Consider the following 15,271-nt stretch of genomic DNA (forward strand, 5'->3'; position numbering starts at 1 on the left):
CATGAACAAAACATTACTTGTTATAAAACGGGAATACTTTACCAGGGTTAAGAAGAAGTCGTTCCTGTTGATGACATTCCTCGTGCCTATGTTAATTATAGGTATGTACGCACTCATGATAGGATTGGCTATAAAGGGCGGCGACAATGTGCCGACTGTAGAAGTTGTTGATGATAGCGGCATATTTACACGAGGTTTTAAAGACAAGAAATCGGTTAAATTCCAAAACTCAGTGAAAACTCTTGACCAGGCAAGGAAAAAAGTGGTAAATAATGAAGACGCATTCGTGCTCCATATTCCGAAAGATATAGCTGCCGGCGGGAAACTACAACTCTTCTCTCAAAAAAAAGCCGGGATCTCGGTTATAAGCACTATTGAAGATCAGATTAACGAGCAGATGCGAAATAAAATGCTCGAAGACGCAGGGATAGACGCAGAGACACTCGACAATATTAAACCGAGCTTTTCAGTAGTTTCAAAAGAGTTAACTGCTGAGGGTGAAAAAGACAGCAGCTCCGGAGCAGCCATGGGAGTAGCTTTTGCCGCTGCTATTCTGATATACATGTCTCTTTTCATCTACGGTGTTCAGGTAATGCGTGGCATTATAGAAGAGAAAACAAGCCGGATCGTTGAAGTTGTAATTTCGTCAGTTAAACCGTTTCAGCTGATGCTGGGCAAAATTGTCGGAATAGGGCTTGTTGGTCTTACCCAATTTTTACTTTGGATTATTCTTTCTGCCTCACTGGCAGCTGTTGCTACGAACATGATCTTTAAAGACAAGATTGAAGCGGTAAAGTCTAACATGCCCGGGCAGGCGGCAGCCGTAGCAGAATCCAATAAAGGGGTAGACTTACTGAATGCGCTTGGAACGGTAGAATGGGGCTACATCCTCCCCTTATTCCTTATATTTTTTATCGGCGGTTATATGTTATACAGCGCTTTATTTGCTGCGGTCGGTTCTGCAGTAGATAGCGATACAGAAACGCAGCAGTTTATGCTTCCCATTACGCTCCCTCTGTTGTTTACCTATATCATGTCCTTTAGCTTCATTGTTAATAACCCCGACAGTTCTTTATCATTCTGGCTGAGTATTATTCCCTTTACTTCTCCTATCGCTATGATGGTCAGGCTGCCTTTTGGGGTACCGTTCTGGCAATTGAGCTTATCGATCGCGTTACTTATCGGTGGTTTCATTTTAACGACTTGGGTTGCTGCCCGGATCTACCGAGTTGGAATTTTAATGTATGGCAAGAAGGTGAGCTTTAAAGAGCTGGGGAAATGGTTTATGTATAAGGGATGAGATAAATGGATACACGTGTAGCCGTATTGGACCTCGGGACGAATACTTTTCACCTGCTGATCGCTGATATTGCCGCCGGTACGCCACAGATCCTCTATACCGGTACTATAGCAGTTAAATTGGGCGAAGGAGGGATCACAGACGGTACGATTTCGCATGAGGCATGCCGCAGGGGGCTCGGTGCCCTGAGTGAATTCAGAAAACAAATAGATTACCATCAGGTTACCCGGATAACAGGCGTTGCTACATCAGCGATCAGAAGCGCATCTAATGGCGCTGACTTCCTTGCAAGAGTTAAGTCCGGGACGGGAATTGAAGTTAAAACAATTGACGGCGAACAGGAAGCTTTACTTATTTATGAAGGGGTAAGGAACGCCTTTCGTCTGGAGCAGAATAACCTGATCATTGACATTGGCGGGGGCAGCGTTGAGTTTATAATCTGTAGTAGCGATAAAATTCATTTCAAGCAAAGCTACCCGATCGGAGCTGCCAGGCTAATGGATCAATTTCATCACTCAGATCCCATAACCATTCATGACATTAGCCGCCTTACTGCTTATCTTGACAGTACCTTATATGAGCTTAAACAGCAGCTCGAAATCCATAGACCAACAGTTATCGTGGGGGCAGCAGGTGCCTTTGAAACTTTCGCAGTTTTTCAGGAACCGGGTTTCAAGGCAAGCTTTTCCAAACCAGGCTTTGATTTCGATTATCGTCAATTCGGTAGTATTATAGATATGATTATTAACAGCTCCCATGCGGAAAGAACCAATATGCCTCAGATCATACCTGTCCGGGTGGATATGATCGTCGTAGCGGCAATACTGATCAGCTATATTTTAGAAATTTCAGGGATCAAAGTTCTTAAGCTATCTACTTATTCGGTGAAAGAAGGCATTCTTTTCGGAATGCTGAAATAAGTATTTGGCCGGAAGCAACCACGTTTAACTAATGTAAGGTTCCATAACATCATAATGAAGAAGCAGATACTGAAGAAAAGTTCTCCTATCTCCTCTTCGTGCCCGGTTTGAAAGTCAAGCATCAAAATAGCTGCGATTGTAAACCCACCCCTCAGGAACATCGGTGGAAATATAAAATGCCTTAAAGGCAAAGTGTCGGATATAGACTGCCTGTTACGCATCAGGCCGGGAAGCAGGCTACCATAGACAAATAGCACCAGTAAAGCTATATGTTTGGTCTTTATTTGAAATATTCCCTGGAAGGTATTGTGAAGATTAATTTCATTCTGATCACTATACTCTCTAAATACGCCTGTCGTTTCAATATTAAAAACCCGCTGCCCCCAACTTATTTCTTCAAGCCCGGCGAGAAAATTGAAACCGACGAACAGAATAAAGAACCAGTGAAAATAATTATACCTTAATTTGATCCGGGAGGCTACAAACAGGGATAGCATGCCGGCGGCGATCAAAAACGCAAAGGTCATCCATTCCACGACACCGTCTTCCCGGATTATCTGGCGGTACAGACCTTTATCTATAAGATAAAATGCAATGAAGATCAGCGTTAAGACTGGAAAAAGATATAATCCCAATCTGGGAATCCAGCCGGTCTCGCTTTTGTGAATGAGTACCATACCACGGATACCACAACATTCGTACTAAATGTAAAATAGCCCGTTACCGGTAGTTGTAAACAATTTATTAAAAGAACATTAAATAAAAGTGCACAATTCCTGGTACAGTCGGTGTGTAGGAAGACCGACAACATTGGTATACGATCCGTTTATTCTTTCAATAGCAATCAGGCCGATCCACTCCTGGATACCGTATGCTCCGGCTTTATCTGAAGGATTACCATTCTTAATATAATATTGGATCTGCTCAGCACTTATTTCCCGGAAATATACCTCTGATACTTCACAGAAACTCCGGATCTGTCCATTTTTCACCAGGCTGACAGCAGTAATAACTTCATGCATTCTTCCCGACAGGGTCGAAAGAATTTTAAACGCATCATCATCATTTTCAGGCTTTCCAAGAATCCTTCCGTCGATCACGACGATCGTATCTGCCGTAATAACAACTTCATCATTGACGAGCTCGTCAAATGCCTTCGCCTTTTTCTCAGATATATAGGTAGCGATTTCCGCCGGGCTTAATCCTTCAGGGTATGATTCGTCAACTTCCTTTAGCACTATCCTGAAATCAATTCCCAACAGCTTTAAGAGTTCCTGTCTGCGTGGCGATTTGGAAGCAAGAATTATAGGCGGGAAACGATTATGCATATGGATCTGGTTTCTCCAAAAATAAGAAAAGCGGCCATGAGCCGCTTTAATAATTTAAGAGAAATAAAAATTAGTTATTCATCCTTGCTCTCCGTTCTGCTTCCATTGCTTCGTACGACTTCTTTTGTTCATCGTTCAGGATCGTCATTACTCTCTTAGATGTAGCGGCCTGGATAGGAGCAATTTTCTCACGCATTCCTTCAAAACCACCCCCACTGTTTGCCGCCCTTAAACTGTCAATCGATTTTCCCTGCGCAAGAAATACTTCGGTCAGCTTTGCTTTTTGATCAGCGGTAAGTTTTAGCGACTCCATACGGGCGATGGAACGTTCTGCTCTTTCAGCCGGAGTTCCCATTTGACGGCCACCGCCGCCCTGTGCATTGGCAAAAGTAGCTGCACACAAGACAAGCCCTAATGCGATAATTAATCTCTTCATTTTGATTGGGTTTTCCAGTTTGATAGTATTATTTCAAAATGGTTTAACCCTTACCGCAAAATTATCCGGATGTTCCGTCGTGTGCCGACGGGCTCTCATCGTACCAGTCGCCGCGGACTTTCAAGACCTTTTCTATAATATCCCTGACGCAGCCTTCTCCGCCCTTTTTTGGCGATATATAGTCGCATACAGATTTAATTTCTTCAGCAGCATCAGCAGGACAGACCTTCAGACCTGCCAGCTGCAGCGCGGGCAGGTCAGGAATATCATCTCCCATATACAGGGCGTGCCCCGGTTCAAGACCTTTACTTTGCAAAAAAATCCTGCAGGTCTCTATTTTTGAATCCAGGCCGAGGTAAACCTCTTTTATTCCTAAGCCTTTTAAACGTAGCTCGATACCTTTAGAACGGCCCCCGGAAACAGCTACAACATAATAACCCCGTTTTACCGCTAGTTGCAATGCGTAACCATCCTTTATATTGAACCGTCGTAACTGCTCTCCCGTCTCGGTAACAAGTACAGTTCCGTCAGTAAGAACACCGTCTACATCAAGGATGAAAGCTTTTATATGTTTGATTTTGTCGAGGAACACGGTGATAAGGTTGAAAATGGACAGTTGAAAGCGGCCAGGACTAACCGATCAGAAAAAAGCTGACAGCTGACAGCTCATAGCTATTGGTTATCCCTCCATTCATAGACCCAGGCCGACTGTATCTGCTCCAAATGCCCTTCGTTGCTCTCCTCGCGGGTACCGGCAAAGTTGGGAAGACTTAGCACCCAGTCGAGCAGTTCCGTGAAACGGATCCTGTAGATCTTTGATTCGCTGAAATCGTCCCCAAACTTCTCATAGAGTCCCATTGCAATGTCTTCGTAGTCGTTCCAGTGAATAGGAAGTTCAAATTTTTCGTTTGCCATAAATTATTCAGCGATAGTATTAATGACCTAAAAATTGGTTCTGGTCCGGTAATGTTACTTCTATATCCCCGTCGATGACTACACACTGGCAGCCCAAACGTGAATTAATCCTCGGATTAACAGCTCTGTCTATAAAATCCTCTTCTTTGTCTGAAATTTCCTGGATATTGTCCATACCCTTGTTCACATACACCTGGCAGGTGCTGCATCCGCAAACTCCCCCGCAATTGTGCTGTAGTTCTATCCCGTTATCCAGGCACACATCCAGAACCGATTCTCCCTCTGCAATAGGCAGTTCCACAGAAGCCCCGGAGGCGTCTTCAAAATTGATTTTTATCTTAAAAATGTTCATTAAAGCAAAAATAGCAATTTAAATTCAGCCCTGTGACCGCTTGTGTAAATTGACTATGCTTTGACTCAGCTTTTCATAGATCTCATAGACGTCAGGCTGATCCTTAAGCATTTCGAGATGGGATTTGATTATTCCCCTGTCATTTCTTATGGCGGGCCCTGTTTGAACCGCTTTAGGTTCATTCAGGTTAATCTTACCTGCTGTCTCTGCTATGAGAGGTCTGATAAGATCGAAATCTAAGTTATTAGCCTCCAATAACTCTTGTGAAAGTGCATATAAGTGATTAGTGAAGTTACATGCGAGTACAGCAGCCACATGCAGTGCCTTTCTCTGTGATGAATTTAATTCCTTTACCCTCTCAGACAAGCGATCGGCTATTGATCTGATAACAGCGAGATCCTCCGGAGTATTAGCTTCAATAGCAATAGGTATCTGACGGAAGTCGACAGCCTTATTTGATGAGAAAGTCTGCAGGGGATAGAAAACACCCGTATGTTCTGAAACTCCATCCAAGGCTTCCAATGGGGTCGAACCTGAAGTATGAACGATAAGCTTATCTCCAACCTTCAGTTGGCGGGCCACTGATCTGATGGCATCGTCACTAACAGCAATTATATAAAGATCGGCAGATGTATACAGATCATCAATATCTGAAACTGCTTCTGAGCCAATTGTGTCAGCAAGCTCTTTCGCATGATCGATATTACGGCTCCAAACCTGCACAATGCTCTGGCCTGCCATTTTGAAGGCACGCCCAAGGTGGGTGGCTACATTGCCACTCCCCAATATTACGATATTCATCGTGACTGTTTTAACTCCTTGTTTCTACGGAAAATAGAAAGTATAAATCCGACAACCATAATGATCGTTCCTCCCCAGAACAAATTAATATAAGGAAACTCGATCGCTTTAAGCACAACCCAGTTTCTCTCGACTTTGGGCTTCTGATAAACCATCAATTCCAGTTTATCTTTATCGGGAAATACGTTAGTAAACCGAAGCTTCAAACCAGCCTCATCAATCTTCTTACCAAAGTCGAATTTAGATCCGTCTTTCAGCAGATACACGGGTTCAGACTCATAGGTTTTACCTTTTGAATTTACTTCAAGCTGCATTCCTATAGCTATGTCCTGATCAGACAAAGGTATATTCTGAACTTTCGCATCGCGGTTTATAGCCTTAACAGTGATAAACCCTTCACGAAAACGAACAGTATCGCCAACATTAACCTCATGGTTAACAGGCTTCTCGTAATTCTCGTCATCAGAGTGGCCTTCATGGTCCTCGTGCTCCTCTTCCTTAAGCGGCACACTGCTCACGTGCGTATAAATGTCGTGGAACAAGTAGTGTCGGGTATCCGGCGAAGCAATGATCTGTCTCATTTTCACGTTCTGCTGTGCATTCGGATAAAGGTCAAAGTTCTCCTTTATCTCACCGCTTACCGTATCAATAACCCGGTAATTTATCTTGTAATAGGTATTTACACCTTCTGTCGAATCTCCTTTGTAAGTTACAGTATACCGGTCCATCTTCACGGGCTCATCCTGGTAAAGAATAATATTCTCACGGGGATTATTACTTTTGGCAAACTCATCGCCAAAACCGATACCGGTATTGTTAACAGAGATAACATTGTTGGTAGCTGCAGCGATCAGGGCGCCCACAAGCAAAAATGCAAATCCGATATGTGCTACTGCTGATCCTGCGAGTTTCCATTTGCCCTTAAACGCGTCACCGAGTATTTTGGCGTTTGCCAGGATAGAGAATACCGCTGCGTACGTAAGAATGATGTACATAAAATTAGTGTACACTTTGGTAATATAAACAGCTGCTGCAGTAATGAACACCGCTAAAACGAGCGATACCCCGATACTGATATAGAATTTCTTCGCATCCGTCCTTTTATATTTGAGATATTGGGAGAAAGCAGATATAAAAGCAACCACCACAGCGAACGGCACCTGCCATTTGTTGTAATGTTGGATTACATTAGGAGGCGGCGCTATTTCGGTACCGAAAACAGCATTGAAGACAGGGACTGATGTGGTGGCAAGAATCTGGATACAAGCGACTGACAATACCAGTGCACCAATAAACAACCAGAATTCCCGTGAATATGTTTCCTCATCCTTTTTAGTGATAGGCATGTCCTTCCAGCGTATCACCAGGAAAACGACCATCAAAATTAGAAACACCAGTATATATGAAACCAGGTGCCAGAACATCCCCAGATCGGTGAAAGCATGAACAGAAGTTTCACCTAGAATACCGCTGCGTGTAAGAAACGAAGCGTATAGGACAAGGACGAAACTAATCATCACCAGGAATGTGGCAGTGAAATAAGAATGCCCTGAATTCTTATAGGCAACTAATACGTGTACCCCCGCGATCAGTGTCAGCCATGGAATAATCGACGCATTTTCAACCGGGTCCCATGCCCAGAAACCACCGAAGTTAAGTGCTTCATAAGCCCAGAACGATCCCATGATGATTCCCGTTCCAAGGATCATCACCGCAAAAAGCGACCATGGCAATGCAGGCTTAACCCACTCGCTATACCGCTTTTCCCATAATCCCGCAATGGCATAAGCAAAAGGAACGACCATAGATGCGAATCCGAGGAACAACGTTGGTGGGTGGATAACCATCCAATAATTTTGTAAGAGTGGATTTAACCCGTTTCCGTCTGTGATCATCGTCAGGTAATCAGGACGCGCGAAAATAGGCCCTGGAACCGCATCTCTCAATAAGATAAACGGTGAGCTGCCGATCCGCTCTCCTAATACCTCGACCCCGACTAACATAGAGGCAATAAAAGCCTGGGAAAGCATAATAGTGGTCATTACAGAGTTTTCCCAGGTTCTGCCCCGGAGGACTATAATGATCCCCAGTAAGCCCTGCCAGAAGGTCCAAAGCCAGAAGCTCCCCTCCTGTCCTTCCCAGAATGAAGAAATTATATAATAAACAGGAAGAGTTTTAGACGAGTGTGCCCAGGCGTAATGGTACTCAAAAAGATGGTTATAGATAATATAGAACAAGCAGCTCCCAATCCCAATAACAGAAAGAATATTTAAGCTGAATGCTACCCTGGCTATTTTTTGCCAGCCTGCTACCGTCTGCTTCTGAAAACTATCCCCATGTGAACTAACTGTAGCAAAGTAATAACAGACCGTTGCCAGCAATGCCGAGCAGAACGATAAAATAATGAAGAATTGACCTAACTTACCAGGAAGAAGGTTTTCTCCGACGAATTGTATGTCCATTTAAGATTTAGATTTTTGCGGTGGTAGCAGATACTTCAGTAACTTCTACTTCGTCTTTGGTGTATTTGGATGGGCATTTCATAAGGATCTTGGAAGCATGAAACTCATTGCCAACCATTTTCCCGGTAAGCACGATCTGTTCTGAGCGCTCAAAATCTTGTGGCTTGGAGCCACCGAAAACTACTTTACACTCCTTACCCTCATTATCCTTAAGATAAAAAGCGAAGTAGTTTGCGTCCTGCTGGGGATTATAAAAAAGTTCTTTTTCCTTGTTAAGCTGGCCTACAACATGCAGCTCAGACTCAGTTTCGCGGGCATCACTAAATGACCCATAGGTACTCGAATCTGCATATGTGCTTATGATCACACAAATAGCAATTGCTATAATGATCAAACCTGCAATGGAGCTTTTCTTCATGATTAATTGTGTTAGAATCCTTTGAACGGCATTTACCACCACAAAAGTACTAAATGATAGACTTTTGAAGCAATTCTAACAATATTGTTTCCATATTAGAATCGTTCTAAATAAGTTGCACGTTGTAAGTTATACGTTGTACGTTTTCTAAACGCTGTGCTAGCCGCCCAGACGTAAAACGTATAACTTACAACGTACAACTCCCTAAGGCCGGTTTCCCATATTCATTTATACGCTGTACGTTTTCTAAACGCTGTACCCGGCGCCCAGACGTAAAACGTATAACTTAAAACGTACAACTCCCTAAGGCCGGTTTCCCATATTCATTTATACGCTGTACGTTTTCTAAACGCTGTACCCGGCGCCCAGACGTAAAACGTATAACTTAAAACGTACAACTCCCTAAGGCCAGATCCCCATATTCATGTATGACACCGCCACTTTATTGATAGAGCTAACAAAAGCCGCAGTCCTTAAGCTGTCGATTCTCGAATTTTCCATCCTTATATCGCGGATCTCGTGGTAAGACCGGATCATGGTATCTTCCAGACCTGAATTAACAAGCTCCAGTTCTGAGGCACCTTTAATGATCATACTGCGCTGTGCAGTATCCAGGGTAACACCCGTCGATTTCTCTACCATATTCACCAGGTTCAGGTTGGCGTTCTCTTCGTATCGCTTGTCCATACGGCCAAAAGCTACGTGAGAAAGATTCTTTAACCACTCGAAATATGAAACCGTTACACCGCCGGCATTACAGTACATATCAGGGATCAGTATACAGCCTCTCTGTATAAGCGCATCGGCCGCAGCTGGCGTTGTTGGCCCGTTTGCTGCTTCAGCGATAATTTTAGCCTTAATATTAGCTACATTCTGTTCGGTCAGCTGGTTTTCTAAAGCCGCGGGAACCAAGATGTCACAATCCTGCTCCAGGCCTTCGGCCGAGTTTTTAAACTCTTTCTGTGCTTTTGAAAAGCCAAGGATAGAACCTGTCGTTTTACGGTGATTGAATACCTCGTCGAGATCAAAACCCTCGGAACTATAGATCGCTCCCTCAAATTCGCAGATACCTACTATAGTAGCCCCGAACTCAATTAAGAATTTAACCGTAAAGTACCCGACATTTCCCAGGCCCTGCACAATAACCCTCTTCCCTGATAAGCCTGCACTCAGACCAAGCTTCTTCATATCCTCCTCAACGCCCACACACTCACGGATAGCGATGGCCACACCGCGGCCTGTAGCTTCCTTACGCCCGGCAATTCCATGAAGAGCAAGCGGCTTCCCCGTTACACATCCCAGCGCATCTAATTGGCCAGGATTCATTGTCTGGTAAGTATCAGCTATCCAACTCATCTCACGCTCACCAGATCCATAGTCAGGGGCCGGCACGTCGATCCCCGGACCAATAAAGTTTTTCTTGATAAGCTCAACTGTATAGCGGCGCGTGATATTCTCCAGTTCAGCTATCGTGTATTCTTTCGGATTGATCTTAACCCCTCCCTTGGCACCGCCGAACGGCACATTAACAATAGCACACTTATAGGTCATAAGTGCGGCCAGCGCCATTACTTCATCCTCGTTCACCATCTCGCTGTAACGAATCCCACCTTTCGTCGGCGATTTATGATGAGAGTGCTCAACACGCCATGCATCAATTACTTCAAAGCCATTTCCCCTGCGTATCGGGAAACGGAAGCGGTAAACACTGTTACATGATCTGATCTGGTCAAGCAGCCCCTCAGGATGTGATGTAAATTGCGCTGCGTGATCGAAAAATTGGCATACGTCTCCGAAAAACGATGTGTCGGAGTGCGCTGCGTCTATAGACTTAGCCATACTGTAAATAAATTTATTTAATAATTGGTTTATGCAAAGTTGAAAGAAATAAATTGATACCAAAAATGAAAATCACTTAGTGTATCAAGTACATCTTTTAAACCAATTCGAAAAACTTAACAGATGGAATTTAAAATGAGATTTTCTACTTCTGCAGCTTCTCGATTTTTTTTAACCTGTTGTCGATGAAGAACAAATAGAATGCCAGTCCGATGAAGATAGTTGCCAGAACAGCTACCACAACATAGATCTTTCCGGAGCTGCGAAGCTCGGTCGCCATCTCCACTCCGCCAGATCCCTGGGCGAATGTTGCGATGGAAGCTAAAATCAAAAAGCAGAAGGTAACGAGGATTTTTTTCATGATTATGGTATTAGGTATCAGGTGTGAGGTGTCAGGTATCAGGTCTGAGGTATCAGCTCTGGGCGGCTAATTTAATGATAGAGCATCTCAACTTTCCACCCGATAACTATCGGGTTTCAACTAATTAAATTTTCTTGCTTACGTATTCTATACCTCAGCGTTGTTATCCATGAAGCGATAAGTATCCATCCAAGGCAGGCCGGATAAAACACAGGTCTCAGTTCGGGGGCCATATCATTCGTATTGAAACCAGGATTACCTCCGTTACCCGGATGCAAAGAATCTGTCATGCGGGGCAATACGAACAGTAAAACTATCATTATCGGAAAAGCAAAAACATTATATACCGATGATATTTTACCTCTTTTCTGTTCTTCTTCCATCGAGTTCCGAAGCACCATGTAAGCCATATAGATCAGCAGGGCTATAGCAGAGCTGTTTTGCTTCGGGTCATTGCTCCATGGCTCTCCCCACGTGTATTTGGCCCATACCATCCCGGTAACCAATCCCAGGAGACCGAAAATTATCCCCACGTTCGCGCTTTCAACCGCCATCAGGTCATCGTTCTCATCGCCCTTGTTCAGGTATTTTATACTATAGATAAAAGACACCAGCAACATGACGATCATTGCAAACCACATCGGTACATGAAAATGGATGTTCCTGATTGATTCGTTAAGTATGGGTTTTGCCGGAACGGGGAATAGCAGTCCGCCGGTTATTGAGAAAAGTACAAGTACAATGGCCAGAATTTTCCACCAACTTTTGTTCATAATGAGAATATTGGTCAGCAAATGTAAGATAAATGGATTATTTGCCGATAAAATTTTTCAGCTACCCAATCACTCCCTCCACAAAAACGGGAACAGCAACAACGAAGTAGTAATCACGATAACGTTTATTGCGAGAAGAATAGCTATCTCATCTAAAGATACCGAACGATCCAGCCCGTCGAGAGCATTTTTTGACAACTTGATCAAAACGATCAATAACGGTATGACCAGCGGAAAGCTTAGGATAGCCATTAATGAGCCGCCTGCGCCTGATTTAGATGCTATACCAGAGATCATAGTAAAGACCGAAGCAAAGCTGATACTCCCTAATACGACTGAAAGCATATAGAATAACGGATCACCCACCGGGTTCTTAAAAACCAGCGAATAAAAACCTAGTGCAATAACTGAAAGCAGCAGCATCAGGAGGACGTTATAAATGATCTTGGAGATGATTATAGCTTGTGGACCCGTAATTGTATAATAATAAAGTTGCCTGCCCCGGCTCTCCTGGATAAAGCTTTTAGTGATCGCATTTACGGAGGCGAAAAGCATAATGATCCAAAAAAGCGCATTCCAGGTAGGAGGATTGCTTATTTCACGGAACGACAAATAGCACACAAAAACCGTTGAAACTACGTAAAGCAAGATCCCATTCAGCGCATACCGTGAACGCCATTCGAGCATAAGTTCTTTGCGGATTAAGAATTTGATCTGGTGAAAGAGGCTCATAAATCGACATCTGGTTATATGACCGGGGCGGGTGTCTTTTCCGTCGTCATCGCGACCTTATTCTTTCCTGAAAATAAGATTATTATGAAGGCACCCGCGAACATCAGGCCCCATCCCAGCCATTTGAACTTAATCATCCGGCTGGCGGCCGCAGCTAACTTCTTTAAAGGAATAAAGCTAAAATAATCGTTGACCTTAAAATAAACTGCCGCCAATGTAAATATTAACGTCAGAAGCAAAAACCACCCGGAGAACCGGAGAAGACCCTGTTTACCGGTTACGGCAGCAAGCAAGGCTAAAGCCGCCAGCGTGTAAACGATACTGGCCAGAACCGTGTCTATATCCCAGTAATTCCAGTTTCCCATGATGGGGACGCGCAGCATCGGGCACATTCCCCCCACAAGAACGAGTATTACACCCAAAAGGCTTGCATAGCTTTTTGCTGTCATGATTCAAGTTAGCCTTTCAACGCTGATTGCGGGCTATTACCTTCAGTCAGTTCCATCTTTTCGGCAAAGTGGGCACAATAATCCCGCAGATCTTCGACAATCGCCTCTTCACCGGTTGCACGTAAGAAGCTATCACCCATGGTCTGAAGTGTTTCGTAAAAAAACCTCTTCATTTCATCAACAGGCATATCTTTAGTCCATAGGTCGATACGCAAGGAATTTTTATAGTTGTGATCCCATAATGCCAGCATCATGGACTTAACCGGCAGTGCTTCTTTATTTTGAGAGTCGGTAGATTCCCAAAGAATACTTTCAGGTACGTTCTGATCGTCAAGTTCAACGGTCAGTTTTATTTCGGCTTTTTTCATGCGATGCGGAATATGAGAAACGAGAAGCGAGCCTTGCTCGTAGTTAACTATAAATTTTAAGTTTTAATCAAACTGGGTTCTGATCAATAAGATCAATATGACGACAAAGATGAGAAATAAGAGTTCAAATAACCAAATCCGTTTAAGGTTCCCTATGAGCCGTCTGAAAATGAGGTCTGATATTGAGCTCAATATAAAAAGAACAAAGAGCGGAATGATCCCCAGCTGGCGCCAGCCATTATCGTCGGGGAAAATCAACAGATAAGCGATGGCGACAAGTAAAATAGACGAAACGATGTTCAGCGGTGTTAAGCGCAAATTCATTTATTTTCTCTTTTTATCTTTTTTATGTACCGCATCGAATTTAGGGCCCTTCTTCTTTCTGGCTGCTCCTGGCTTATTATTTCTAATTTTTTTCGGATTGCCGGCTGCGGCAGTTTTTGTGCCCTTCGTGTTTTTTGCCTTTTTCTCGTGAAAAGCTCCCTTAAATTCCGGATCATCCCGTCGCTTCTGAAGATCGATTTCCCTCGCAATGTCCTGCCGCTCCTCATAAGGTGTTTCGTCTATAAATACCCCTTCGGGGATTACCGCACGAGGGATTTGCTGGCGAATAAGCTTTTCTATTTTCTGCACATAATATTCTTCGGAAGGACTACAAAAAGTTATTGCGTCGCCTGTTTGAAGTGCCCGGCCCGTTCTGCCAATCCGGTGAACATAGTCCTCAATGATTATAGGCACATCGAAGTTGATCACATGACTGACATTGCTGACGTCCAGCCCCCGTGATGCCACGTCTGTAGCAACGAGGATCCTGATATCTCCTTCTTTAAAGGCATTGATGGAATTTATCCTCGTATTCTGCCCTTTATTTGCATGAATGACCCTCACCTGCTCAGCCCCGTAACGACGCTCCAGGAAACGGAAGATATTATCTGCCACGGTCTTCGTCTTACAAAAAACGATAAGCCTGCTAAAATCCTCAGTATCTTTAAGCAGATGCTGAAGCAGGTTCAGTTTAGTTTTAAGGTTTGGAACGGTATACAGCACCTGGCTAACAGTATCTGCAGGTGTAGCCTGAGCGGCCACCTCTATAACAGTTGGATGTTTCAGGAAGTCGCCTGAAATTTTATGGACCAATTCACTCATTGTGGCCGAGAATAAAAGGTTCTGCCGCTTCCGGGGAACAACTTCCAGGATCCGGTGAATAGAACCTATAAATCCCATATCCATCATCTTATCGGCCTCGTCCATAACGAGGAACTTCAGGTATTGAGTATTAATATTTCCGGCCAGATATAGATCCAGGAACCTCCCAGGAGTTGAAATAATAATATCGACACCCCTTTTCAACTCAGCGATCTGAATCTTGGGACCAAGTCCACCATATAGCACTACTGTCCGAAGATCCGTGTATTTAGCGAATGTGCGAACATTCTCCTCGATCTGCATGGCAAGTTCGCGGGTCGGGACTATGATCAAAGCCCTTGCATCGTTTCCCTGGGCATATTTAAGCTTCATAAGTATAGGCAGCACGAACGCGGCAGTTTTTCCGGTACCCGTTTGAGCAATGCCCATGATATCCTGTCCTGATAGAATCGGCATGATCGCTTTTTCCTGAATGGGTGTGGGCAAGGTATAACCCGCATCCGAAACCGCGTTCAGGATCTGGCGGTTAAGCTTAAAGTCTTCAAAAGATTGTGACATAGGGCAAAGGTAAGGTTTAGCTTTGAGCTGTGAGCTATCAGCTATCAGCTATCAGCTTTTTGCAGACGCATAAAAAAAGGCACACCTTTCGGTGCACCTCTCTTTAATTATCA

At 43.8% G+C, this 15,271-nt stretch carries 19 protein-coding genes; 2 read left to right on the top strand and 17 right to left on the bottom strand.

Going from position 1 to position 15,271, the window contains the following annotated elements; genetic code table 11:
* The first annotated feature begins 1 nt into the window (after window position 1).
* A complete protein-coding gene (locus P2W76_RS12485) occupies window positions 2-1,300 on the top strand; it encodes an ABC transporter permease (protein WP_276348160.1) in 1,299 nt (432 codons plus the stop codon).
* Between the two features lie 5 nt (window positions 1,301-1,305).
* The gene (locus P2W76_RS12490; protein WP_276348161.1) at window positions 1,306-2,220 is read left to right on the top strand and encodes an exopolyphosphatase; all 915 of its coding nucleotides are present in this window, start codon (window positions 1,306-1,308) and stop codon (window positions 2,218-2,220) included.
* On the opposite strand, the gene P2W76_RS12495 is transcribed toward P2W76_RS12490, so the two are convergent.
* The 17 genes from P2W76_RS12495 to P2W76_RS12575 form a co-directional block, all read right to left on the bottom strand.
* Entirely contained in the window at window positions 2,178-2,897 is a 720-nt protein-coding gene (locus P2W76_RS12495; RefSeq protein WP_276348162.1) for a hypothetical protein, read from the bottom strand. The genes P2W76_RS12490 and P2W76_RS12495 overlap by 43 nt on opposite strands.
* Before the next feature lie 78 nt (window positions 2,898-2,975).
* Window positions 2,976-3,548 (bottom strand): Maf family nucleotide pyrophosphatase, encoded by a 573-nt coding sequence (locus P2W76_RS12500; protein WP_276348163.1) that lies wholly within the window; start codon window positions 3,546-3,548, stop codon window positions 2,976-2,978.
* Window positions 3,549-3,618: 70 nt separating this feature from the next.
* Window positions 3,619-3,984, bottom strand: a complete 366-nt coding sequence (locus P2W76_RS12505; RefSeq protein WP_276348164.1) for a hypothetical protein — start codon at window positions 3,982-3,984, stop codon at window positions 3,619-3,621.
* A 61-nt stretch (window positions 3,985-4,045) separates the two neighbouring features.
* Window positions 4,046-4,576: an HAD hydrolase family protein gene (locus P2W76_RS12510; RefSeq protein ID WP_276348165.1), complete on the bottom strand. Its 531-nt coding sequence runs from the start codon at window positions 4,574-4,576 to the stop codon at window positions 4,046-4,048.
* Between the two features lie 80 nt (window positions 4,577-4,656).
* Entirely contained in the window at window positions 4,657-4,899 is a 243-nt protein-coding gene (gene iscX, locus P2W76_RS12515; protein WP_276348166.1) for a Fe-S cluster assembly protein IscX, read from the bottom strand.
* 19 nt (window positions 4,900-4,918) lie between these two features.
* A complete protein-coding gene (locus tag P2W76_RS12520) occupies window positions 4,919-5,251 on the bottom strand; it encodes a 2Fe-2S iron-sulfur cluster-binding protein (protein ID WP_276348167.1) in 333 nt (110 codons plus the stop codon).
* A gap of 24 nt (window positions 5,252-5,275) precedes the next feature.
* Complete coding sequence (locus P2W76_RS12525) at window positions 5,276-6,052, bottom strand: Rossmann-like and DUF2520 domain-containing protein (RefSeq protein WP_276348168.1); 777 nt, start codon at window positions 6,050-6,052, stop codon at window positions 5,276-5,278.
* Complete coding sequence (ccsA, locus tag P2W76_RS12530; protein ID WP_276348169.1) at window positions 6,049-8,514, bottom strand: cytochrome c biogenesis protein CcsA; 2,466 nt, start codon at window positions 8,512-8,514, stop codon at window positions 6,049-6,051. Before ccsA (P2W76_RS12530) ends, P2W76_RS12525 begins: the two co-directional genes overlap by 4 nt.
* Window positions 8,515-8,521: 7 nt before the next feature.
* Window positions 8,522-8,932 carry a cytochrome c maturation protein CcmE gene (locus tag P2W76_RS12535; protein WP_276348170.1) on the bottom strand — a complete coding sequence of 137 codons (411 nt, stop codon included), beginning with the start codon at window positions 8,930-8,932 and terminating at the stop codon, window positions 8,522-8,524.
* Between the two features lie 402 nt (window positions 8,933-9,334).
* Window positions 9,335-10,771, bottom strand: a complete 1,437-nt coding sequence (locus tag P2W76_RS12540) for a Glu/Leu/Phe/Val dehydrogenase (RefSeq protein ID WP_276348171.1) — start codon at window positions 10,769-10,771, stop codon at window positions 9,335-9,337.
* A gap of 145 nt (window positions 10,772-10,916) precedes the next feature.
* Window positions 10,917-11,132, bottom strand: a complete 216-nt coding sequence (locus P2W76_RS12545) for a CcmD family protein (protein ID WP_276348172.1) — start codon at window positions 11,130-11,132, stop codon at window positions 10,917-10,919.
* A gap of 116 nt (window positions 11,133-11,248) precedes the next feature.
* Window positions 11,249-11,905: a cytochrome c biogenesis protein CcsA gene (gene ccsA / locus P2W76_RS12550; protein ID WP_276348173.1), complete on the bottom strand. Its 657-nt coding sequence runs from the start codon at window positions 11,903-11,905 to the stop codon at window positions 11,249-11,251.
* A 69-nt stretch (window positions 11,906-11,974) separates the two neighbouring features.
* Window positions 11,975-12,637, bottom strand: coding sequence for a heme exporter protein CcmB (locus tag P2W76_RS12555; protein WP_276348174.1), 663 nt, complete (start codon window positions 12,635-12,637; stop codon window positions 11,975-11,977).
* A 14-nt stretch (window positions 12,638-12,651) separates the two neighbouring features.
* Entirely contained in the window at window positions 12,652-13,086 is a 435-nt protein-coding gene (locus tag P2W76_RS12560) for a hypothetical protein (protein WP_276348175.1), read from the bottom strand.
* An 8-nt stretch (window positions 13,087-13,094) separates the two neighbouring features.
* Window positions 13,095-13,454 (bottom strand): gliding motility protein GldC, encoded by a 360-nt coding sequence (gene gldC, locus P2W76_RS12565; RefSeq protein ID WP_276348176.1) that lies wholly within the window; start codon window positions 13,452-13,454, stop codon window positions 13,095-13,097.
* Between the two features lie 63 nt (window positions 13,455-13,517).
* A complete protein-coding gene (locus tag P2W76_RS12570) occupies window positions 13,518-13,778 on the bottom strand; it encodes a hypothetical protein (RefSeq protein WP_276348177.1) in 261 nt (86 codons plus the stop codon).
* Complete coding sequence (locus tag P2W76_RS12575; protein WP_276348178.1) at window positions 13,779-15,158, bottom strand: DEAD/DEAH box helicase; 1,380 nt, start codon at window positions 15,156-15,158, stop codon at window positions 13,779-13,781.
* Window positions 15,159-15,271: the final 113 nt, after the last annotated feature.

It is taken from the genome of Daejeonella sp. JGW-45, assembly GCF_029360805.1.
Lineage (GTDB): Bacteria > Bacteroidota > Bacteroidia > Sphingobacteriales > Sphingobacteriaceae > Daejeonella.